The organism is Fuerstiella sp., from assembly GCA_022447225.1.
In the GTDB taxonomy this organism is placed as follows: domain Bacteria; phylum Planctomycetota; class Planctomycetia; order Planctomycetales; family Planctomycetaceae; genus S139-18.
The window spans coordinates 72396-93914 of record JAKVAZ010000002.1; the positions used below are offsets into that span (position 1 = coordinate 72396).

15 protein-coding genes and 1 tRNA gene are annotated in these 21519 nt (G+C 51.7%); 5 read left to right on the forward strand and 11 right to left on the reverse strand.

Translation table 11 applies throughout. The annotated features are described in order from the left end of the window. The 5 genes from MK110_02520 to MK110_02540 form a co-directional block, all read right to left on the reverse strand. Positions 1–999 (reverse strand): ROK family protein, encoded by a 999-nt coding sequence (locus tag MK110_02520; GenBank protein ID MCH2210148.1) that lies wholly within the window; start codon positions 997–999, stop codon positions 1–3. A gap of 126 nt (positions 1000–1125) precedes the next feature. Next, on the reverse strand, positions 1126–1737 hold the full coding sequence (locus MK110_02525; protein MCH2210149.1) for a sigma-70 family RNA polymerase sigma factor: 612 nt from the start codon (positions 1735–1737) through the stop codon (positions 1126–1128). Between the two features lie 289 nt (positions 1738–2026). Further along, positions 2027–2101, reverse strand: a tRNA-Glu gene (locus tag MK110_02530). 86 nt (positions 2102–2187) lie between these two features. Then, on the reverse strand, positions 2188–2400 hold the full coding sequence (csrA, locus tag MK110_02535; GenBank protein ID MCH2210150.1) for a carbon storage regulator CsrA: 213 nt from the start codon (positions 2398–2400) through the stop codon (positions 2188–2190). Between the two features lie 300 nt (positions 2401–2700). Then, a complete protein-coding gene (locus tag MK110_02540) occupies positions 2701–3009 on the reverse strand; it encodes an HU family DNA-binding protein (protein MCH2210151.1) in 309 nt (102 codons plus the stop codon). Positions 3010–3343: 334 nt separating this feature from the next. Here MK110_02540 and MK110_02545 point away from each other — a divergent pair, with 334 nt between their 5' ends. Both MK110_02545 and htpG read left to right on the forward strand, forming a co-directional pair. Next, positions 3344–3967: an RsmD family RNA methyltransferase gene (locus MK110_02545; GenBank protein ID MCH2210152.1), complete on the forward strand. Its 624-nt coding sequence runs from the start codon at positions 3344–3346 to the stop codon at positions 3965–3967. Positions 3968–4052: 85 nt separating this feature from the next. Further along, a complete protein-coding gene (htpG, locus tag MK110_02550) occupies positions 4053–5966 on the forward strand; it encodes a molecular chaperone HtpG (protein ID MCH2210153.1) in 1914 nt (637 codons plus the stop codon). A gap of 57 nt (positions 5967–6023) precedes the next feature. Here the strand turns inward: htpG and MK110_02555 are convergent, their stop codons facing one another. The 3 genes from MK110_02555 to smpB all read right to left on the reverse strand — a co-directional run bounded on the left by MK110_02555 (position 6024) and on the right by smpB (position 11687). Beyond that, the gene (locus MK110_02555) at positions 6024–7997 is read right to left on the reverse strand and encodes a redoxin domain-containing protein (GenBank protein MCH2210154.1); all 1974 of its coding nucleotides are present in this window, start codon (positions 7995–7997) and stop codon (positions 6024–6026) included. A gap of 1174 nt (positions 7998–9171) precedes the next feature. Continuing rightward, on the reverse strand, positions 9172–10827 hold the full coding sequence (locus MK110_02560) for a thioredoxin domain-containing protein (GenBank protein MCH2210155.1): 1656 nt from the start codon (positions 10825–10827) through the stop codon (positions 9172–9174). Positions 10828–11192: 365 nt separating this feature from the next. Then, the gene (gene smpB / locus MK110_02565; protein ID MCH2210156.1) at positions 11193–11687 is read right to left on the reverse strand and encodes an SsrA-binding protein SmpB; all 495 of its coding nucleotides are present in this window, start codon (positions 11685–11687) and stop codon (positions 11193–11195) included. Positions 11688–12668: 981 nt separating this feature from the next. Between smpB and MK110_02570 the strand changes: the two genes are divergently transcribed. Then, complete coding sequence (locus MK110_02570) at positions 12669–14405, forward strand: sigma-70 family RNA polymerase sigma factor (protein MCH2210157.1); 1737 nt, start codon at positions 12669–12671, stop codon at positions 14403–14405. 89 nt (positions 14406–14494) lie between these two features. On the opposite strand, the gene MK110_02575 is transcribed toward MK110_02570, so the two are convergent. The 3 genes from MK110_02575 to MK110_02585 form a co-directional block, all read right to left on the reverse strand. Next, positions 14495–16651, reverse strand: a complete 2157-nt coding sequence (locus MK110_02575; protein MCH2210158.1) for a diguanylate cyclase — start codon at positions 16649–16651, stop codon at positions 14495–14497. 296 nt (positions 16652–16947) lie between these two features. Then, entirely contained in the window at positions 16948–17769 is an 822-nt protein-coding gene (locus MK110_02580; GenBank protein ID MCH2210159.1) for a hypothetical protein, read from the reverse strand. A 517-nt stretch (positions 17770–18286) separates the two neighbouring features. Beyond that, a complete protein-coding gene (locus MK110_02585; protein MCH2210160.1) occupies positions 18287–19048 on the reverse strand; it encodes a hypothetical protein in 762 nt (253 codons plus the stop codon). A 394-nt stretch (positions 19049–19442) separates the two neighbouring features. Here MK110_02585 and asnS point away from each other — a divergent pair, with 394 nt between their 5' ends. Both asnS and arfB read left to right on the forward strand, forming a co-directional pair. Beyond that, a complete protein-coding gene (asnS, locus tag MK110_02590) occupies positions 19443–20834 on the forward strand; it encodes an asparagine--tRNA ligase (protein MCH2210161.1) in 1392 nt (463 codons plus the stop codon). Positions 20835–21096: 262 nt separating this feature from the next. Next, complete coding sequence (gene arfB / locus MK110_02595; GenBank protein MCH2210162.1) at positions 21097–21519, forward strand: aminoacyl-tRNA hydrolase; 423 nt, start codon at positions 21097–21099, stop codon at positions 21517–21519.

A 21519-nucleotide genomic window follows, 5' to 3' on the forward strand; every position in this document is an offset into this window, starting at 1 on the left:
CTAGCTTGACGGGAGATTACATTTTCGGCCCCAGGAAGCTGCACCGATTGCCGTTGCATAATCGCCCAGTGTTGCCGTTCGTATTTCACACGATTTCCACAGTGACGGAAGTGCATTTCGTTTGATTCCTGCCGTTGTTTCTTCCAGATACAGGTTGGGCATTGCCTCAACCAGACCGCCACCAATGACAATAATATCCGGTGCCAGAACATTGACCAGTGATCCGGCACCGCGGCCGATTTGACGTGCAGCCCGACGTACGATTTTTTCGATCTCTGAATCGCCTGCGTCGATTGCACGTGAAAGTGTTCCACTCCGAATCTGCGTCAGATCACAGCCGGCTTCACGGGCAAGCGCTGGTGCTTTTCCACGATAGGCAGCTCGTGCAGCCTCACCTGCAATTGCTAACCGACTTCCAAGGGCTTCCAGTGTGCCCACCGGCCCCAGTCCGGCGGCCGGTCCCTCGGTTGCCATCTGGATGAAGCCTACTTCCATGCAGGACGTTGTTGCTCCGCAGAAGATTCGACCTTCGTATACGCAGCCACCGCCCACACCGGTTCCCGGAAACACGCCTAAAACACAACGTTTGTTCTGGGCGACTCCATGGCTGAATTCACCGAAGACTCCAGCATCAACATCGTTACATATTGCGACGGTGCAGTGAAACTCTTCTGCCAGTTCCTCCTGCAGATGCAGGTTCTTCCAGCCGAGATTGGGCGCCTCCCATATCACACCGCGATCCATATCAACGGGACCCGGACAGCCGGCACCGATTGCATGTACAGCATCGGAAGGCACGTTTGCATCGTTCAGGGCCATACGGATGGTCTCGGTGATTCGGGCGACCGGTACCGTACTCTGTCCTTTTTTTTCTCGTGTTTTGCGGCGTTTTTTGCCCAGTACATTGAAATCACTGTCGTACACAACAGCCAGCATTTTTGTGCCACCAAGGTCGAATCCAACCCAGACACTCCTGTCCTTTTCGTTCGTCTTTGCCATTTTTAATCCGTTTTCAAATCAGACGACAACGAAACGACCGTCGAGATGGTCTCAAACACTCGGCGACCTTTTTCACAGGACGGTTAACTGAACACAATTTAAAGATACATGGTCGTTGCCAGCCTGTCAGGTGTATTTCTCCAGGGCACTTTTGAGTTTTTCTCGAGCACGGGCCAGCAGAGATTTTACGGCGACAGCATTCATGCTCATGACACTGCCGATATCTTCATAGCTCATGCCTTCGAACTTATGCAGGAGTACGGCCATCTTCTGACGCTCAGCAAGACCATCCAGAGCATCCCGTACCTGTGACTGAAGCTCCTTGGACACCAGTAGCCGCGCGGGCATCAGGGCAGATCGTTCAGCCAGTACACGGTCTGCCAGCTTCACTTCCTGCGACCCTGATTTTCCTGCTGCCAGAGAAACATTGCGTCGGTGCTTCGCCATGCCCCGAATCTGATTGCTTGCAAGGTTGTGGGCAATTCGAAATAACCAGGTCGAAAATTTGGCTGACGCCTTGTACCGTTCTCTGGCACGGTAGACTCGCAAAAAGGCATCCTGTGCAAGATCTTCTGAGACTGTACGGTCACCGAGAAGATGATAGAAAAAACCAATTAATCGATCCTCGTATCGGTCGACCAGCTGTTCAAATGCTCTGTGATCATTTGTCGCCACGCGCAGCATCAGCTGAACATCGGGATCAGCGAGATATTGGTTGGGAAGAGACTGTGATACCACGGAGTGCCTCCGAAATATCTGCTGAAGACGGTTGTGACGACATTGACTTCACCACCGAGTCTAGCATTATTCCATGCAAGCTCACGTGATTGAATAACACTGAAAGTGAGGAAGACTTCGAAGTCTGGACTGACCGGGTAAAAGTGGCCCTGACCACAGGTGTGTTTTGGCTTCCTTTCGATGGCAGGAGCCGATTTTACTTTGCTGAGAGTCGATTAGAATTTTGGTGAAAAAGGGTCAGCGCACAAAAAAACCTCACCCTGATCTATCACAGGTTGAGGCGAAACGATGACCCCAGGGGGATTTGAACCCCCGTTGCCGGGATGAAAACCCGGTGTCCTAGGCCTGACTAGACGATGGGGCCCTGTTAATCTGCAATGTCAATTGTCGGTTTGGCGTAGGAAAACACTTAAGACGAACGCGTACAACTGCAAATTTCTCTGCGAACTTCTATTGTTCGGCCTGAGAATCATTCGCTTTGCCAGCGTCGGCCAATTCCTGCTCTCGAAGAATTGCGTCCAGCACTTCTTGGCGGTGTACAGGAATGTCTCTCGGAGCTTCAATCCCGAGGCGCACTTTGTCTCCACGTATATCTACGATGGTGACAACCACATCATCGTTGATCACGATGCTTTCGTTCTTTTTCCGTGACAAGACTAACATGGCAGAACCTCCACTCAAACCGGTTCATTCAACAGAAAATCTGCTGAATGAACGGTTGTGCATCACTGCGTCTGCCAAATTCTAGGTGGGATAGACCTCTTCGTCAACCACTTGGAAGATCTGTGGCTTCTCGATTGTTTGAATGGGGATAATAGGAATAGTGCGGGGAGGGGCCAAGAGGACGCCTTCAACTGGTAGTAAATAAAGAATTCAGTGTCTTCTACTACGACCTAGAAGACACTGATTCGGCAAGACCAGTCAACGGCGCCCCAAAACTCATAAATGAGGGCCGAGTCTAACCTAAATCATTTCCTTGAGCTTTTTGAGAGCTCGTACTTTGACGACCTTGGACGCTGGCTTTGCAGCGATCATGATTTCTTCACCCGTGGCAGGGTTTCGGCCCGGTCGCTCCTTGGTTGCCGGCTTGTTGTGGACATAAATCTTCAGCATTCCTGGAAGATTGAAGGTTCCGCAACCTTTGGTAAGGTCCTTTTCAATCAATTCTTCAAGAGAATCGAGGACAGCCGAAACCTCTTTACGGTTTAGCTCAGTCATTTCCGCCAGTTCATTGAGGATATCAGACTTAGAACGTGGTTTGTCCTTTGCCATCGTGACCAGACTCCTTTAATTGGTAATTGATCCGGAACGAACACCCGGACGTCTCATTCCAACGAATCGAACATGACCGGATAAGTGCTGAACTCAATGTTGGCGAAGTTAATTGGGATTCGCCTCGACTGTCAACGGCCTGGAAACAGCAAATCTCACAAAAACCCCGTTTTCTTGCGGGGCAAAATTGAATCGTCTCCCTTGGCAGCAGACTCTATCGAGCGGATCAGGCAAAGTTTGAAGGCATAGGCGACGCTGACAAACTGTGTCAATTCGGCCGGGCATGATTTGAAACGCTGCCAGCCGCATAATTTCACAGATTGCAGAATGAGATATGAGTGTAAGGATTATCGGAGGGCAATTGCGTCGGCGTCAGCTCAGGACACCACAGGGTATCCTGACTCGACCGTATACAGATCGAGTCAGGCAGGTGGTATTCGACCGTATCGTCAATGTTGTGCCGGAGGCGCGAGTGGCCGATATCTATTCGGGCATTGGTACAATGGGTCTGGAGTCCATCAGCCGTGGAGCAGCGTCGTGTGTGTTTTTGGAGGGAACACCGGTCGTCCATCGGAGTCTCAAAGAAAACGTTCGGGTTCTTGCCGGTGAATTTCCAACAGTCTGCTGGAAAACAGATGTTCGATATACGTCCTTTGTGCCGCGCGGGAGCGATGGAATGCTGCCTTACACGCTTGTGTTTTTTGATCCGCCGTATGCGGACTGTCCGGCAATGGAACCAGGTCGCGTGTTGAGCAGATCTTTGACCCGGCTGGCACGTCCTGCTGTGACGTCAGAGGACGCGGTGCTTTTGATTCGGACTCCAAAAATGTTTGAATTGCCGGTACCTGCCGGCTGGCAGCTGCAGGAATGCTGGCCGGTGTCCACTATGAAAATCTGGAATCTGGTAAAAGCCGGACCGGAGAGGTCTGAAGAAAATCCTACAGGTTCTGTCAGCTGAAAATATTTCAATATCGTGCGTTGCTTTTGTTTGGTGACGCTCAGTTCATTACAGAGATCAGTTCTCAATCAAAGGAGTCATCGAAATGACTGCAGATGTCACCAAGGAAAATTTCACATTTGAAGCTGAGATCAGTCGACTGCTGCATCTGCTTTCAAAATCGCTTTATCAAAACCGTGAGATCACGATTCGTGAGCTCGTTTCCAATGCGTCTGACGCAATTGACAGGCGACGACACGCATCACTTACAGATTCCGGTATCGATGCTGATGATTTGCGGATCACAATAACTCCGGATAAGGAAGCTCGGGTTCTGACGATCCGGGACAACGGAATTGGAATGACGCATGATGATCTCGTTCGAAACCTGGGAACGATTGCTCACAGTGGGTCTTTGGAATACCTGCAACAACTCGGGGAGTCATCTGATCAGTCAGCGGATGTGTCGCTGATCGGACAGTTTGGAGTCGGCTTCTATTCGTCATTCATGCTGGCAGACCGTGTTGAGCTCCGGACACGCAGCGTTCATGATGATTCGGGCTGGGTCTGGGAGTCATCAGGAGACGGAACATTCACGATCGAAGCTGCAGCCGCACAGATCGAAGCGGGAACCGAAATTCGGCTGCACCTGAAGGATGATATGGAGGAATTTACAGAAGAGGCCCGGCTGAAGTACATCCTCCGTACATATTCCACCTTTGTGCCGCATCCGGTTTACCTTGGTGACGAACACATCAACGATCAGCCACCAATATGGGTTGAGCCAAAGAATTCGCTGAGTGACGAGCAGTATCGGGGATTTTTTGAATACCTGACTCATCCCGGTCAGTCTGCCAAATGGCATTTGCATCTGTCAGCAGACTCGCCGTTTCAGTTTTACAGTATTCTTTACTGTCCGGAAACGAATCTGGAACGTATGGGGTTCGGGCGGTCTGAACATGGCCTGCATTTGTGCGCTAAGCGAATTCTGGTCCAAAACGACAACCGCGACCTGTTGCCGGACTACCTGCGTTTTTTGCGTGGAATTGTGGATTCCGCGGATCTGCCGCTGAACGTGTCACGTGAAGCTCTGCAGGACAACACTGTGTTCACGAAGATGCGTCGCGTGATTACCAAAAGAGTACTCGATTACCTCGACGGTCTTGCGGGGGACGACGCGACGAAGTATGCAGAGTTCTACCGTGAATTCGGGGCCGTTCTTCGTGAGGGCATTGGTGAAGACTTCGAAAATCGTGAACGACTGGGGAAACTTCTGAGATTTCAGTCGACTGACACGACAGCAGAAGACGGGCTCGCGTCACTGGCCGGATACTGTGAAAGAGCTGGTGAAGATCAAAAGCAGATCTATTTTGTGACTTCAGCGGATCCAGCTGCCGCACTGCGCGACCCCAATCTTGAAATCTTCCGAAAACGGAATCTGGAAGTTCTTGTGCTGACAGATCCGGCGGATGAATATCTCCTGACGACGCTTGGAAGTTTTAACGGGCGTGATGTGACTTCCGTTGATTCGGCAGAACTTGAGTTGCCGACAGACGGTGCTTCAGACAGTGAGAATGAGGGAGCAGAAGGCGGAGAAAAAGACGACAGGGAAACCCGAACAGGTTTTGACCAGGTGCTCAAGCTGTTCAAAGACGCACTTGGCGACAGCGTCGAGGATATTCGTCGATCAGAACGACTGACCGAAAGTGCCTGTTGTCTTGTGAACGCGCAGGGGTCCATGAGTACGACGATGCAGAAAGTTCTGCAGATCAACACACCCGATTTTGAACTTTCAAAAATGATTCTGGAAATAAATCCTGATGCGCCACTTGTCGCGCGACTTTGTGAGATTGTGGCGAATGAAGACAACGCTGAATTTATTCGTCACTGCGGGTGCCAGTTGCACGCAAACGCTATGATTCTGGCCGGACTGGCTCCTGACGGAAACCAACTGGCCGATCGTACCCAGGATTTTATGCTGAACCTGGCCAGCGATCGGTCGTCTATTGTGGGAGTGTAATGCTGCCGCTGCAGTGCGTCTGCGGCAGTACAACCCCGCTTTATCGACGTGGTTGAGTTAGTTCTTTGTTCGGGGAACTGCGGCCGCTCCAGGAGGTTGTGACGCATCACTCATGGTTTTGCCCTGGATCAGGTTTTGTACGGCCTGGTCCAGATTCTCGGTGGTAATTCCGCCGGCAACGATGCCTTTTCTGTCAACAAGAAACATGGTCGGCATGGAAACAATGCCAAAGTCACGAGCCAGTTTTCCGTCCATTCCTCCCGCATCACGAATGTGGTTCCAGCGTCCACCGTACTTGTCGATGAATGGTTTGAGTGCGGCGGCGTTTGGATCGAGGTTCACCCCCAGAATTTCGAATCCGGCTTTACGATGCTTGGTGTAAACGGTTTCAATTGTCGGCAGGTCTTTGGCGTACGGCGTTGCCCAAGTGGCCCAAAAGACGACCAGCAGAACACGACCCTGAAACTGAGACGCTGCGATATTCTGTCCGTTAAGTGACGGGCCGCTGAGTTCAAGTGTTTTTCCTGTGAGATCCAGTCGGCGTAATGCACCCCGAGCTCGAATTCCACCATTCGTACGAGGGTGATTGGCTGCCAGACGATTATACCATCCGCGCGCGTCATCAAGGCGACCCATGATTTCCAGACTGATTGCCAGCTGAATTACTGCGTCGGCTGCGTCATCAGATTTTGGCCATTTTTTTGCATATTTTTCCAATTCGTTCAGCCACCACTCCTGAGTTGCTGCACGCTGTTCCTCTTCCCTGCTGTTCTGCAGGCGAACCGCATATTCCGCCAGTAAACGTCGATACCAGATGTATCCCTGAATTTGCGAATTCTTGTGCAACTGCTCCTGCAGTTTATTCAGGCGTTTCAGGCCATCCGGGTAGCCTCCTGTCTGAACAGCGGCGGCCAGACCGTCTGCGTACTGGCGAATCCAGTCGTTACGCAGTTTTTCACTCTTTACCAGTGGAATGATCTGTTCAATGATGTTGGCTCGTTTTCGGTTGTATTCGATCAGGTCTGTGGCCGTCGCATTCTGACCGGGCATGGAACTGTCGATCACTTCGAGCTTTTTGAGAAATTGCTGCATTTCCTTGGGCACTGAATCTGCCGCCGTGACCATCGACTGAGCGTTGGCCGGCTGCATGAGTATTCCACCAATTGAAATTTGAGAGTTCTTCTCATCGAGAGGTCGCGGCAGTTGGGTCAATTTCCAGACGTCCCCAACACGCACCATCTCTCCGATTAAAACCAGGTTATCGGTTTCGGAAACGGACCGATTCCGAACGAAGGCCATCGCATTTTCGTAGACCATCAGGTCCGTTTTGAATCGTTTGCCATCTGCCGGTATCAGCCCCGGGACAGGGGGATCAAAACGCACCCATTCCGTGTTCTTGTTGATGGTTCGGGAAGAGGCCAGCAGCTGTTTTAGCTGCGCTGCCGGTCTGGCTACCGATTTGAGCATTTCTTGGGCCACACTCCTGTCAATGTTCAGCTGACGTATGTCGGAGGCATTGACAAGTACCGTTGTCAGGATTTGTGCGTCGTTGCGTGTCATTGCTTCAACCGCCACCTGGGCGGCCTCGGGCGCGGAAATCATCTTCCATTCGTCTATTTTTCCATCTTCATTCGTATCCAGCCCCCAGCGCGCTCCTCCCAGGTTCATCCAGCGATACTGGTCCGGCTTTCTGTTGAAATTGCTGTCGATATCCCGGTAAACCTCAAGACCATGTCGGTAGTACCGAAAGACGTCGGGGTTCTGATCTCCGTTTGTGTCTGTGAATCGACGGAGGACCTGTCCTGCGGGACCATAGACAACAAATCCGGCGCTGCCGTTTTCGTGTTCAACTTCGACTCGACACCTGGCAAAATCGGCCGCTGGCGGAGTTTCATACTCGACGTCGTTCTGCAGCGGGCGATACGGTTGCAGAATCTGTTCCGCGGAGTATTTCTGCGCCCAGGCGGATTCCGTTCCGGTACACACCAGAACTAACAGAAAAAAACAACAAATTCGACATGTCGGCAGCATCCCTGCGACTCCGGGCAATTTGAGTGACTGGCTGTTCAACCGCAGCGTCCGGACTTTTGTCAAAAATCGAAACCATGTGACACAGGTTGAAGCTGAGGGAACTGTTGAAGTGTACGGTAAAAGTGAATATTAAGTCACGGCTGATTTCGTGATTCATGACTCTCGCACCGAAAGCATAAGCCGGTGGCGGGGTAGATCGGCATCGTCACTTGCCTGGAAATTCGTCAGGTGTGTCGTGGTTTCACCTCAACACGATTGATGTCTCGCGGCAGTTGCCGAATCTGTAATTGTCCTGACCGGTAATGAATCAGTTCGAGAACCCCGTCTCCATTTTTTCTGTACGCTGCCTGTGAGTTATCACAAGGCATGCGACTTCTGGACTTCATTGAAACATGAGAATACGTGTTTGCGATATCGTTTCATCGTGAGAAGTTCATATTGGAATTTCAGCAGGTTAAAGAGGCGGGCAAGGGGGGGGCACGCAGTCCGGTCGGGACGGTTTGCAGGCGACCGAACCGTTGTGGCAATTTCGTCCGGATCTGCAGATTGTTTCCTGGGCTGTCTCATCCGGCTGTATCTGACGGACGAGGTCCTGAATTCACTATACCTGCGCTAATATTCAAACCGGGATGACGGTCCGACTTACTCGTGTGTTCGTACAGGACACGGGCAGTACTCCGTATCGGTTCTAAGTCAGACTGATCATTTGCTCTTGCAGGCTCCGCAATCCAGCCAGAGTTCGTTTTCAGTCAGCGGCTGAAAATGGCTTGTCAGCTGAACACACAACAAGATTACATCAGACGCGATGTCGGACACAGAGACAACAGTCCCAGGGAAGCCTTGTTGCATGACGTCACGCCGTTTTGGGTATTCAGGCGTATTGAACCGGTGTCCCAGCCACGGTCGAATATTTGCATAATCCCGCAGCAAGATAGTTGAGAGTCTCAGATTCTTTCAGCACATCACCTCCCCATATGATTGCATGAAAAATAACTCCGTTGAGTTGAATCTGACGCAGACTGATCGGGTGTGGAACGGGATTCAATCGGCATCCGGTCCGGCATGTCATGTCTCTGTGGTAATCGGCAGATTCCAGTTCGCCACCGACCTCGAGGGACTCGGAATCAGTTCTGTCAAAACGAAGTCCGTCCGCAGCATCCGAATAACATTCAAGCTAACGAAACATTGCAGTTCGTGTTCGTGAATGTGAATGTGAATCGGACATGTGATTCACTGCTGACGCCGAGTACTTGCGATCCACTGTGCCACGGGGTTTGAGGCGATACCCTGACGCTGAACGAGGCGAACCTGCAGGGGGCTGTGCCTGTTGAGCATCAGTGGTCATGTTTGCTGTGGTGGCGACCTGCGACGTTTTGGAAGCGTTGCCGGTGAGGAGTTCGAGGAGCCAGGCACTTGGTCGTTTGATGACGACGACCTCTTTTGGACGTGAATCATCTTTGGTATCGACAATCACGGTGATTTCCGGCGGCAAGGTCCTGCCGGACGTCTGATTTTGTCTGGCGAGTATTGATTGATTACCGTCATCTCCGAACTTTGCCGGCTGAAAGTGTATTTTTCCGGAATCTGGCGACGGTCCCAATGATTCGGTTTCATCGGAGGCAACATCCACCACGGTATCATCATCGAAAATTGCTGAAATTAACTCATCATCGGACGAATCAGATTCAGGCGAGAATTCAGGCCTTGGGACGGAATCACGTCTCTCTGTCAGTAAGTCACTCAGACCTGCCTTCTCAAAGATACTTCGAGTCGGTTTACGCCCCATGTAAAGGCCTTCATGGTGATCTCGATCGGCACAACTGCATACGCCGATCAACTGGCCACTGTCGTTGAACAGTCCGCCTCCGGAACGACCGACAGCAGGGTCGACGGTACAGACGATATGCGGTGGAATATTGTAGCGATCGATGTCCACTACTTTGATTGGCATCGGTGTCGGTATTTGTCCGTTATCACAGCCCATACTGAATACGCTTTCTCCTGGCCGAACCGGAACAGCATCCGGAGCCAGTTCCACGCTTGGCAGGATAGAGTTGTTTCGAATCTGCAGGATTGCCAGTTCCATATCGTCGTTGCGAGCCACAATCTCCGCCGGGTATTTCAAGGTTCGTCCATCGTGGAATAATTCGACATCGATTGTTCCTCGACCGAGATCGTGAAACAAATGAGCGCAGGTCAGGATAGTGGATGTGTTTGGTGTGCTGTGAACGATCGAACCTGTACCGATATCTTCTTCATTACCCTGCTTTGCCACGCGGATACGTACTGTAGCGGCCCTTGGCCCTGCGCCGGCGGTTTCCACAGGCAATGGTTCGGGACTCTGAGCGCGAAACGTGGGATGGAGAAAACCGGTATTTCGGCTGTGGCCACCAAAACCTTCGCGAATCCTGGCAAAAATTCCACGCAGGCCGCCAGGGTGGTGTTGCTGAGCAACTGTAATCGGTTCGTTCTGCGTTGGAGCTGTTGTTTCATCCGACCGACTTTGTGCACGCAGTGCGTCCCGTTCCTCAATCATCATTTGTCGCAGTTCAGCCGGTCTGCACTTTCCAACAATGCGTTTTTTCTCTGTCCCGTTGACCAGCAGGATAAATGTAGGGATCTTCTCAACCTCAAACTGGCGGCTGATTTCGGGATGTTTGGTAATATCGACTTTGCGAATCGGATAATTCAGTTTCTGCATTTCCTGGATTGCAGGAACCATTTCCTGACAGGGACCACAGTAACTGGCGGTGAAATCGAGCAGCACGACTTCGGGCAGGGGGGCGGCCAGCGGGTCAGCGGCCAGCATGATCAGCGAGATCAGTGTCATCGTGGCTTCCTTGCCAGAGTATTCTGATGAGAGAGTTAAATGTTGGAGTTGTCGGAGGGAGACTTACCTGACGGCGTGGATCCTGATGATGCAGTCTGACATCTCCGATTCAGACATTTGACAGCAGTGACCAGCAGTCGTTGGGGAAAAAGGATTGTAAGATTTGCCAGGCCAAACGTTGTAATTTGTGCAGGGAGGATGGCCGAAGGTAGCGAGAAGGCTGGTTTAACTTTCCATGCCGGATGGCAGAGGTCAGATTTTGGGGCGGAATCATAAGTCTCCGAATTGAGACATTGATGAGTCCGAATAGCGGATGCAGCAAATCAGATGCCATTTGGGTCCGGAGTCCGAAAAAAACAGTTCAGCTACCGTTGCTTTCGAATGGCGGAATCCATTTCGAGACGGTCGGCCTGCTTCTTGAGCCGATCGCGTTTGTCATGCAGTTTTCGCCCTCGACACAGTCCCAGCCTGACTTTCACGAAACCTCGTTGAATCAGGATTGCGAGTGGAATGAGAGTCAGTCCCTGCTGTTCGCCGGACTCAGCGAACTTTCGAATTTCGCGGCGGTGGAGGAGAAGCTTGCGTTTGCGACGTCGATCATGATTCACGATCGTTGCCTGGGGATATTCGGCGATATCACAATTGACCAGCCAAACCTCATTACCCTCAATTCGACCGTATGCCTGATCGATTGATACTTTGTTATTACGGATGCTCTTAACCTCGCTGCCGTACAGTTGAATGCCGCAATCGATCTGATCCAGAACATCGTACTCGTGTCTTGCCTTACGATTCTGACACACCGTTCTGGAATTGGGATTTTCGATGACACCCTTTTTTTTTGAATTTTTGCCGGCCATGGTTGATTTTCATCTTCACAAAACAAGAGACGTTCGACGCAGTCCAAATGTATGATTTATCCTGTCGGAATGCCGTAATGACTTTGTCTGTTTGACTGAGCAATCTACAGTGTTCCTCACGAACCGTTCACGGTTCGTGAGGAACACTGTAGATTAGAGGCTGAAGTTCGTCCGGCTATGGCACAAGATCTGCACGATTTAGAAAACGTGTCTGATTCCTAGTCGATTTTCATGGAATCAATCGGGAAATCCGGTTGAATTGAAGGTGCGAACCGGTTGACGAACGTGAGACTTCAGGCGAATAATCAGACGGTCAACTGTGGGCAGGAGACCACAAGATACCGTCCATTCGCTCATGTCACAGCATGACCGTTCTGTTTTGACCTTCACGGGCTGAGGTGTCTAGGCAATCATCGCATGTCGATTGAATAATGCTGTTGGCGAATCAGAATGACTCAAAGACTGGAATCCTGAAGGAGTCGGGGAACCGCTGTGATGGGGCACATTCGTTCAACTGACCACAATGTTTTTCGATCGTTTGGCGGAGTGACGCGGTTGTCCCGGGGGCAAACAACAGCATCTTTGTTCCCTGTTCAGCCTCACCCCCCGTTTGACGGACGAGCCGGTCCTGTGGCAACTTTCTCGCGGCGTCTGCCGGGCGAAAAGTCCCACGGATGGCAACGAAGTTGGCATGCATTGGTGTTCATGGACCGACTCACCACCGATACTCGAAATTCGGTCTCCAGTGGATTGATTTTTTCCAAACCCCGGTATGCTGAGGATTCGCCTGTGTTCAATAACACACGGATTTAACAGATCACTAAAGAGGTATTCAGGGACGAGTGTCTCACAGGGAGGCACAGACACTCATATTTGACAGGGCAACCGCCTTATCTAGGTAGCCTCCTGACGTTCTATAGATCCAGCGGGACCTCGGTCCGACGGCATTTTGCTGATTGCTGGGTCTGCCTGACACCACACATGAGTATCAAAATAAAGGGGATTCGCGTGCATCGTCTGGATTCAGGAATGAAGGCGATCATTCAGTCGGCCAGGGAACGAGGCTTCGTGACGATTCAGCAGGCACACGCCTGGTTGCCCGACGAAGGTGGCGACCCGGCCATGGTCGATGATTTGATCAAAGCAATGGATGTTGAACGTCTGGATTTTGTCGAAGATCCGGATATTCCTCTGGAACCGGAACCCATTGAGGAAGCCATCAAGGAAGAACAGGCAGAAAAGGCCGCACGGGCACTATTGGGAGCTGAGACCTCGGCACTTTCTTCTCGCGATCCGATCCGAATGTATCTCAGTCAGATGGGGAACATTCCGCTGCTTAGCCGCGATCGTGAAATTTTTCTTGCCAAGCAGATTGAAATTACTCGCAAACGAATGAGACGGCATGTTGTTGAGTCTGACTTTGCGCTGCGAATTGCCGTTGAAACGATTGAAAAAGTTCAGCGTGGCGAATTGCCGTTTGAGCGGACTCTGCGAACCTCTGAAACTGAAGATGTTCGCAAGGAGCAGATTGAAGGTCGTATGGACACGAATCTGAATACGTTAAGGGTTTTGATGGCCGACAACGAATCAGATTTTTTGACTTGGCAGGATTTGTCTGATGATGATCCGGCAAAGACAACACTTGATAACAAAATTCGTGATCGACGGGTCAAGATGTGTACGCTCTGTGAAGAATTGAGTGTCAGAACGCATCGGATGCAGCCTGTTATGAAACGAATGCTGCAGATTGGCGACCGCATTGAGCAGCTGCAGGACGAAATTGCCTGTCTGAGTGGATTGCGAACCGCTGAATCTGAGCGTCTTTCGCTGGAACGTGAGTTGGAAGAATACGTTCGAATGGTGCTGGAAACACCGCGCCAGTATCTGGCCCGGTGTCGGGAAATTCGCAGTCGTATGGATGCCTGGACCGATGCAAAGCAAAAACTGTCAGGCGGTAATCTGCGTCTTGTTGTGTCAATTGCTAAAAAGTACCGTAACCGCGGACTGAGTTTCCTGGATCTGATTCAGGAAGGTAATGCGGGACTGATGCGTGGTGTTGAGAAGTACGAGTACCGTCGAGGTTACAAGTTTTCCACGTATGCAACATGGTGGATTCGTCAGGCGATTACTCGAGCCGTTGCTGATCACGCCCGGACGATCCGTATTCCTGTTCATATGTTTCAGAATATTTCGATGCTTAAGTCGAAGGCGGAAGAAATTCGGCAGGCAACCGGACGTGAACCCAGTAATGAAGAGCTGGCTGAAGCGGTTGGAATGAGCATCGAGGAAACTGAACGTATTATGAAGACCTGGAAGCATCCGATCAGTCTGGATACTCCGGTAGGTGAAAGTGAGGACAGCAGCTTTGGTGAGTTTCTGGAAGACTCGCACGAACAAAGTCCGGCCGAGTCCGCCGCGAAACAGATGCTTCGTGACAAGATCGATCATGTACTGAAGAGTCTTACGTATCGTGAGCGTGAAATTATCAAACTGCGATACGGTCTGGGTGACGGTTACAGTTATACGCTCGAAGAAACCGGTCGCATTTTTAAAGTAACGCGGGAGCGAATTCGTCAGATTGAAAGCAAGGCGCTCAAAAAACTGCAGCATCATACGCGTGCAGTTCATCTGAAAGGGTTCGTGGATCACATGGCCGACCTCGCTGCCGACGAACAGTCGGAGGATGTGCCGGAAAGCAGTGCTGTCGCTGTCAACTGATTGGGCCTGCCCGGAAGAAATCTACAGAGATGCCGCAGCGAGCTTTGCTTGCTGCTGTTGATCGGAGTGTGTCGGGCAGTTACAGACCTTCAGGAACTCAGAAGATAGGCTCGCATTTCCTGAATCAGTCGGCTGCAGCGGAACTGGAAAAGTTCTGTGTCAGGTCGGCGGCCGACAGGCTGCATGGTGACCGAAACAAAGTGCACGGTCTTTTGTCTTCCTGACGTTGGGTCTGTTTGTCGCTGTGTTTCGAATTGAACCTCGATTTCGACCGGCTGACGATCAGGAGTAGACCCCCAGCGTCTGGAAAATCTGTTGCGACCTGCCTGTAGTTTGAGTGTTCCCCGGTCCTGTGACCTGATATCCATTCCGGTTTCTTTCAGGTATGCGTCAAGCTTGATGGCGGTAATCTCCAGTGATGTCGAAACATCAATCGTGTCGCGGTACTGCAGATCTCCTTCAATGAGACTGACATTGGAGTTGCTGTCTTCCGACGATCCGGATTCACTGGCTGCCAGCGTTGGGTCATCTTCTTCTGCTTCTGAGCATGTTCTGTTTCGTCCGCTTTCTTTCGCTCGAAAAAGACTCATATCTGCACGTTCCAGAAGCGTCTGTGCAGAATCTCCCAAACGGGCTGTGGAAACGCCAAACGACGACGTGACACTCAACCCTGAGATACCACCTGCCGAAATCTTTTTTACGGCGAGACGCAGCCGTTCTGCTCGTCGGACTGCGGACTGCAAATCGGTGTCCGGACATACCACGACGAATTCTTCGCCACCGTACCGGGCGATGATCTCTCCGGAATACGTCTCGTTCTGCAGCAACCGGGTCAAATCCACCAGAACCTGGTCACCTGCTTTATGGCCAAAGGTGTCGTTGATACTTTTGAACCGATCGACATCCAGAAATACAACACTCAGATGGCGACCACCTTCGTGGTTGTGGTAGTCGTCGATCATATGCCGCAGCTGGGTTTCCAGCTGACCACGATTTGCCACACCAGTCAGGGAGTCACGAGTTGCGGCCAGCTTGAGTTCCGCATATTCGTGTGTTTTTCGGCGTACGCCACCCTTGCAGCGGAACAGCTGAGCCGCACCGGTGACGTGTTGCTGCTGACCGGACACGGGCATGGTGTGGACGTCCACACTCAGCTGTTGCGATTCACTCACGTTACACACGTGACTGGCGAACTGAGCTGTTCCGTTCCGCAAAACCTTTGGAATGATTTCTTCGCAGGAAGCGGCTTCGTTTTCGTCCGTACGACTGGTCCGGGATAATCGGACGTCCGATGGCTGCCACCGACGTCCGAGAATCGTTTCCACCGGTCGGCCGGTCAGTCCCGGCATGCCGTCTGACCAGACACAGTAATTGCCATCGGCGTTGGTGATGAAATACCCGTCATACAGGATCTGAAACTGGTACAGCATCTGTAAAATCTGAGTCAAAACGATGACTTCATCGCGTTGCTCCGCAGACATCAGTGGTGATTCGTGCCGTTCAAATGATTCTGTCCGGTCAAACAGAACCCCGGCTTCCAGTTCGTGCCAGCGTTCCATCGCGGAAACAACATTACCGTCGTAGCGTGTACCGGAATGATCGCGAAGAATTTTCATGGCTTTTTCGTGAGGCATCCCTCGGCGAGATGCCTTAGGCGTACAGAGCGAGTCGTACGCATCCGCCACCGCCAGTATCCGGGATCCCAGCGGCAGTTCCACTGTTACACCACCGTCGTTTTTTTCCACTCCGGCGGCATCAAAATTACACTGCATGAAAGTCAGCATCGTCACCAGACTACTGTCGGCCTTCAATGCCTGCAGCAGGCAAACCGCAGCCTGATGATATTGACTTACCAGATCGTACTCTTCTGAACTCAGTTTTCCGGGCTTCCCGATAATATATTCCGGTACACCCATCTTCCCGAGGTCGTGCAGCAGACCGGCGATTTCGAGGACGCGACGTTCGGCATTGTTCCAGCCAAGTAGTTCAGCCAGTCCACTGCCGATGGTTGCGATTCGCTGGCCGTGGGCGACAATGGCCGGACAGCGAAACTTCATCGTGCGCAGCAGCATCATCAGGACATTGCGAGGAATCACGGGTGGCTCAGAGCATGCTTCGTTTTCCAGCAGGGCCTGTTCGGCCAGAAGCAGCAGATGCGTGATGACAGCTGACGAATCCGTCGGGATTGCGGGTTCCGTTCTGCAGAACGGAGTGGTTGCTACAGTTGTTTCAGATACGCAGTTCACAGCTGATGTTCCAGAGCGATTCCGTTGACATTAACCTGAATGCACCGTCGTGCCTTGCTCAAGAATTGGCGCGGAGAGAGTCGGATCCGCGAATGTTCCACCAGGATGTCTGTGAAGATCACGTCCTGCGGCTGAGCAATGGAATGGGTGAGTGACTGATTCACTCTAGGTCAGGAAAAGGCAATGGGCGCCTCAAGCCAATCAGCAGCAGCGAAATCAGAATACGCAGATGCGTTACAATCCGCATAACTGCGTCCAGGCGGTCCGGCAATGTCACTCACGACAGACTCACAGAATTATTCTGTGATCAATTCGGATTCGGCCGCCTCCAGGATGTTCTGGACCTTCATCTCGCTGTTTATGGAACTGATCTGACGGAATTTAGTCCGCTCTTCCGTAGATCCCTTTAACTCCCGAACGACCCGCACAGACCATCCTGCGAGGCCAAACGGGACGTCCTGACTCACCCAGAACTCGCCTGTGTTTGTTGAACGGGAATCCGGACGTTCTCGTATCGTTTCGCCCTTCATATGGCGACTATCGAAGTTTTCCTGACCGCTAACACTGTCAACAGTTTCCGATTCTGAAATTTCTGTCGGTGATTCATAGTTTGCCAGCAGACACAACGTCGGGTAGACAACCAGCCCGTGACTGTTGATTTGTTCGACTTGTTCTTCGCCAAGTCGACGAAAGCCTTTTACGATCGGCAATACGGCGTTCGGAATTGATTCTCCGTCCACGGCGAGGCTCATGACTTTGTTTTCAGGTACCAGAACCTTGTAAATTCGTGCTCCAACGGGGCCGGCATCGATTCCGGTGGCTCCTGATGTTCCCGTCACAACTTTAATCTCGATCCAGCGGCATGGCTGGAGCTCTCCGTTATATTCAGTGTGTTCGCGTCCAACGGACTTGATGGACAACTCACGGCTCCACGTGAGTATTTCCCTGCCATCCTGCAGATCAGGACGCACCGTTTCCTGAATGACCGTGCCTTCGTATTCGACTCCGCTACCATCCTCGGGCAGGCTGAATATCAGTCCCTGTCCACAGCAGTGCGGCAGTCCCGTGATACAGAATGTAATGATGGTGAAAACAAAGGAACCAATTCGGCAATTCATGGCGGAAGCCTGAGATGCGTTGAATAAAGGGTGCATTGACACTCGACACACAGTGTGCCAGACGATGGAATTCCGAAGCAAGAGCAATCGTTCACGGCGGGACAGAATCTGTACCGGAAGTCGGGCATTTTCCGGTCAATGTTGTTTTTGCAGCAGGTGATTCCCGTATGGTATGGGCCACACATTGCCTGCGGAACTTGACGGTTTCGACTGGAACTCCAGGACACCCGGCGATTTCCGTCGGATTCAGGCCATCTGCAAAGTTTAACAGCAGAATCATTCCCATGATCGTCGCTGTGGTCTGCGGGAATATCAACGAATTTTCACAAGGATCCGGAACGACAGATTCCTGCCAGAGATTCAATTGAGGCTGTTGGAATCACCCAGTTGACCTTTGCCGTCTGCCGCAGGATGTCATCGATCTTCATCGTCTGCCGGTTGGTACTCAATCCATGAGACATCGCTGAAAACGGCACGGCTAACATTTTCCAGGCTGAGGTCAGCAATCAGGTCAGTTCTATTTGTCACCCTTGAATGCGCCCTGAGCGCGTATGACATCCAGAGGAGACATTCCGGTCGTATCGACAGAGGGAGTGGCCGGGGGTGTCGGCGGTGGAGTCTCTTCAGCCGACTCAGAAACATCGGGTTCTGGCTTTGTGTCTGCGTCAGGAGCGGATACTTCCGGTGCGGCGGTCGCCTGAGCTCTAATTTTATCCAGAGGTGAATCGCCGCCGGACGGCTTTGCTGCGCCGGTGGCCTGCGCCCGAATAGCATCCAGCGGAGATCCTCCTGCCGGTTTGGCTGTTGCCGGTTGTTCGCCGCCTGCCTGGGCTCTAATTTTATCCAGAGGTGAATCGCCGCCGGACGGTTTTGCTGCGCCGGTGGCCTGCGCCCGAATAGCATCCAGCGGGGATCCTCCTGCCGGTTTGGCTGTTGCCGATTGTTCGCCGCCTGCCTGAGTTCTGATTTTATCCAGTGGGGAACCTTCAGCAGCGGATTTCGATACCGAGCTGGCAGCTGTAGTTTTTTCTTTGGGTTTTGTTTCCGGCTTCTCTTTGGGTTTTGGTGGATCCACAACCGTTAGTGCGCCGGGATCAATGTCATACCAGCTGATGTCTTCTACCCCGTTGAATTCCACCAGAGCACGACAATTCATATTGACCGTTTTGACGCGTCCTGTGAGTTCTTCAAATCGACGGAGTTCGGAAATTCCAGGATTGACAACGACCCATTTGTCGGTCAGCTGTTTCTTGAGCTGCTCTGCACGTTCAATGGACATTGGAATATGGTCAGAATTGAGAAAGGTAGAATACACTAATTTACAAGCGAGCAGACATTTTGCGGCAACCGCCCTGTCGATTCAAGTTCAGCTCTTCTTCTGACCACCCGTTCTCCAGGAATACGGAACTTGCAACGATCCGGCCTTTCATGGGGGGGGCGTGGTAATGGGGGGACCGCTGCCTGGAGCTTAACGATGGCCGGTAACCGGTTTTGCCCTTTGCCATGGTATTGCCTGAGTGGAATTTGATATCGGGCAGGACGGCGCCGGCATTCACGCAACAGACTTATCACGCTTTAAACCTTTGGTGAATCTCAGGTATAACCCCGCCGCGAACAGTGAAAACCTGCTTCTGTTCGAAGTGTTGCGGAATATTGTCCAGATGGAAGGAAAAATGGTCAACACGCGAATTGCTAACATCCTCAAACATATTTTGCCGGATGCCGCCATTACGGTCAGGGGATGGGTTCGTACTCGGCGCGACTCAAAGAAAGGGTTCTCATTCATCGAACTCAACGACGGCAGCTCACTGGCGAATCTGCAGATTATCGTTGATGCTACAATTCCAGACTATGATGAATCTATTCGGAGGGTCACCACGGGTGCGAGTGTGGCAATTGAGGGTGTGGTTCACGAATCTCCTGGAAAAGGTCAGCGCATTGAAGTTCACGCAACAACCCTGAAGATCATTGGAGACGCCGACCCTGCGTCATATCCGCTGCAAAAGAAAGGACACAGCTTCGAATTCCTCCGGGAAATTGCTCACCTGCGCCCTCGCACAAATGCGATCGGTGCGGTTAGTCGTGTTCGCAACTGCCTGAGTGCATCCATTCACAATTTTTTCCAGTCACGAGACTTCCTGTATATCAATACTCCGATTATCACGACCAGTGACTGCGAAGGTGCGGGAGAGATGTTTCAGGTTACCACTCTGGATCTGCCTCGACTTGCGCAACTGCAAACCAGCATTGACTGGAATCAGGACTTCTTTGGCAAGTCGGCGGCTCTGACGGTGAGCGGCCAGCTGGAAGCCGAGATTTTTGCTACTTCCGTTGGGGAATGTTACACGTTCGGCCCGACATTCCGTGCAGAAAACAGTAACACCACACGGCACCTCGCAGAGTTCTGGATGGTCGAACCGGAAATGCCGTTTTATGATCTCAGCGATAACATGGACCTGGCGGAAACCTTCATCAGGACGATTATCGGTGATGTACTGGAACAATGCCCCGAAGATATGGAATTTTTTAACCGGCGAATCGACAAAACTGTCCTTGAGACACTCGAAAATATTCGGAGCAGTGCGTTCATTCGCCTGTCGTATACGGAAGCTGTGGATCTTTTGTTGTCAGCCAAAAAATCATTTGATTATCCGGTGAAATGGGGAAGCGACCTGCAAAGTGAACACGAGCGGTTCCTGGCGGAGGATCACTTCAGGCAGCCCGTGATCCTTTATGATTATCCGCGGAAAATTAAACCATTCTATATGCGATGTAATGACGATGGTACGACTGTCCGTGCAATGGACGTACTGGTGCCGCGCGTCGGAGAAATCATCGGTGGCAGTCAGCGGGAAGAACGTTTGGACATCCTGGTTGGTCGCATTGAAGAATGCGGAATGAATCCCGATGATTACTGGTGGTACACCGATCTGCGTCGTTACGGCACTGTGCCGCACAGTGGTTTCGGTCTTGGGCTGGAACGCGCCGTACAACTGGTGACCGGGATGACCAACATTCGTGATGTCATTCCACTGCCAAGAACACCGGGACATGCGGAATTCTGAATTGCTGCGAGATCTTGTCAGCAGCGAACGAGATTCGGCTCATTTCTGTAGATCAGTCGAGATCTTTGCCGGACGCAGACTGTTCTGCGGCCGGCAAGCAGCAAATCTGACGGTTCCGGCTGTACTTTTCGATTTACATGTCGTCGAACCGATTGTGATGATAGTTTTACTGTCGACATTAGACCCACCTACCTGCCCCGGGAATTCAACTCGTTGACAGCACGCCGTACACGCCAGCCAGTTTTGATTCTGTACAGAGACTATGCTTTATGTAAACCAGTCCATTCAGATACCTCGTACTGAACTGCACTTCTCCTACACACGCAGTAGCGGTCCGGGGGGACAGAATGTGAACAAGGTCAGTACAAAAGCGGTGCTGCGATGGAATGTTCGTCAAAGTCCGTCGCTGCCGACAGCTGTGCGGGAACGATTTGTCGACCGCTATGCCGCACGTCTGACTAAAGAAGGTCATCTCATACTTCAGAGTCAGAAGTACAGAGATCAGCAGCGCAACATGGAAGACTGCCTCGAACGACTTAAGACACTGATACTTGAAGTCGCGTCAGCACCTGTTCAGCGGCGGCCGACGCGTCGTTCTCGAGGATCAACAGAACGACGACTGCAGAACAAGAAAGCAAATTCAGACCGCAAGAAAAATCGTCGTCGGCCCGCGTGCGACGACTGA

Bases quoted from the DNA above. Each gene is read 5' to 3' on its own strand.
- htpG (MCH2210153.1), top strand. From the start codon at position 4,053: ATGACTGCAGATGTCACCAAGGAAAATTTCACATTTGAAGCTGAGATC.
- MK110_02520 (MCH2210148.1), bottom strand. From the start codon at position 999: ATGGCAAAGACGAACGAAAAGGACAGGAGTGTCTGGGTTGGATTCGAC.
- asnS (MCH2210161.1), top strand. From the start codon at position 19,443: ATGGTCAACACGCGAATTGCTAACATCCTCAAACATATTTTGCCGGAT.
- MK110_02585 (MCH2210160.1), bottom strand. From the start codon at position 19,048: ATGTCCATTGAACGTGCAGAGCAGCTCAAGAAACAGCTGACCGACAAA.
- MK110_02580 (MCH2210159.1), bottom strand. From the start codon at position 17,769: ATGAATTGCCGAATTGGTTCCTTTGTTTTCACCATCATTACATTCTGT.
- MK110_02555 (MCH2210154.1), bottom strand. From the start codon at position 7,997: ATGCTGCCGACATGTCGAATTTGTTGTTTTTTTCTGTTAGTTCTGGTG.
- MK110_02560 (MCH2210155.1), bottom strand. From the start codon at position 10,827: ATGACACTGATCTCGCTGATCATGCTGGCCGCTGACCCGCTGGCCGCC.
- smpB (MCH2210156.1), bottom strand. From the start codon at position 11,687: ATGGCCGGCAAAAATTCAAAAAAAAAGGGTGTCATCGAAAATCCCAAT.
- MK110_02545 (MCH2210152.1), top strand. From the start codon at position 3,344: ATGAGTGTAAGGATTATCGGAGGGCAATTGCGTCGGCGTCAGCTCAGG.
- csrA (MCH2210150.1), bottom strand. From the start codon at position 2,400: ATGTTAGTCTTGTCACGGAAAAAGAACGAAAGCATCGTGATCAACGAT.
- MK110_02540 (MCH2210151.1), bottom strand. From the start codon at position 3,009: ATGGCAAAGGACAAACCACGTTCTAAGTCTGATATCCTCAATGAACTG.
- arfB (MCH2210162.1), top strand. From the start codon at position 21,097: ATGCTTTATGTAAACCAGTCCATTCAGATACCTCGTACTGAACTGCAC.
- MK110_02570 (MCH2210157.1), top strand. From the start codon at position 12,669: ATGAGTATCAAAATAAAGGGGATTCGCGTGCATCGTCTGGATTCAGGA.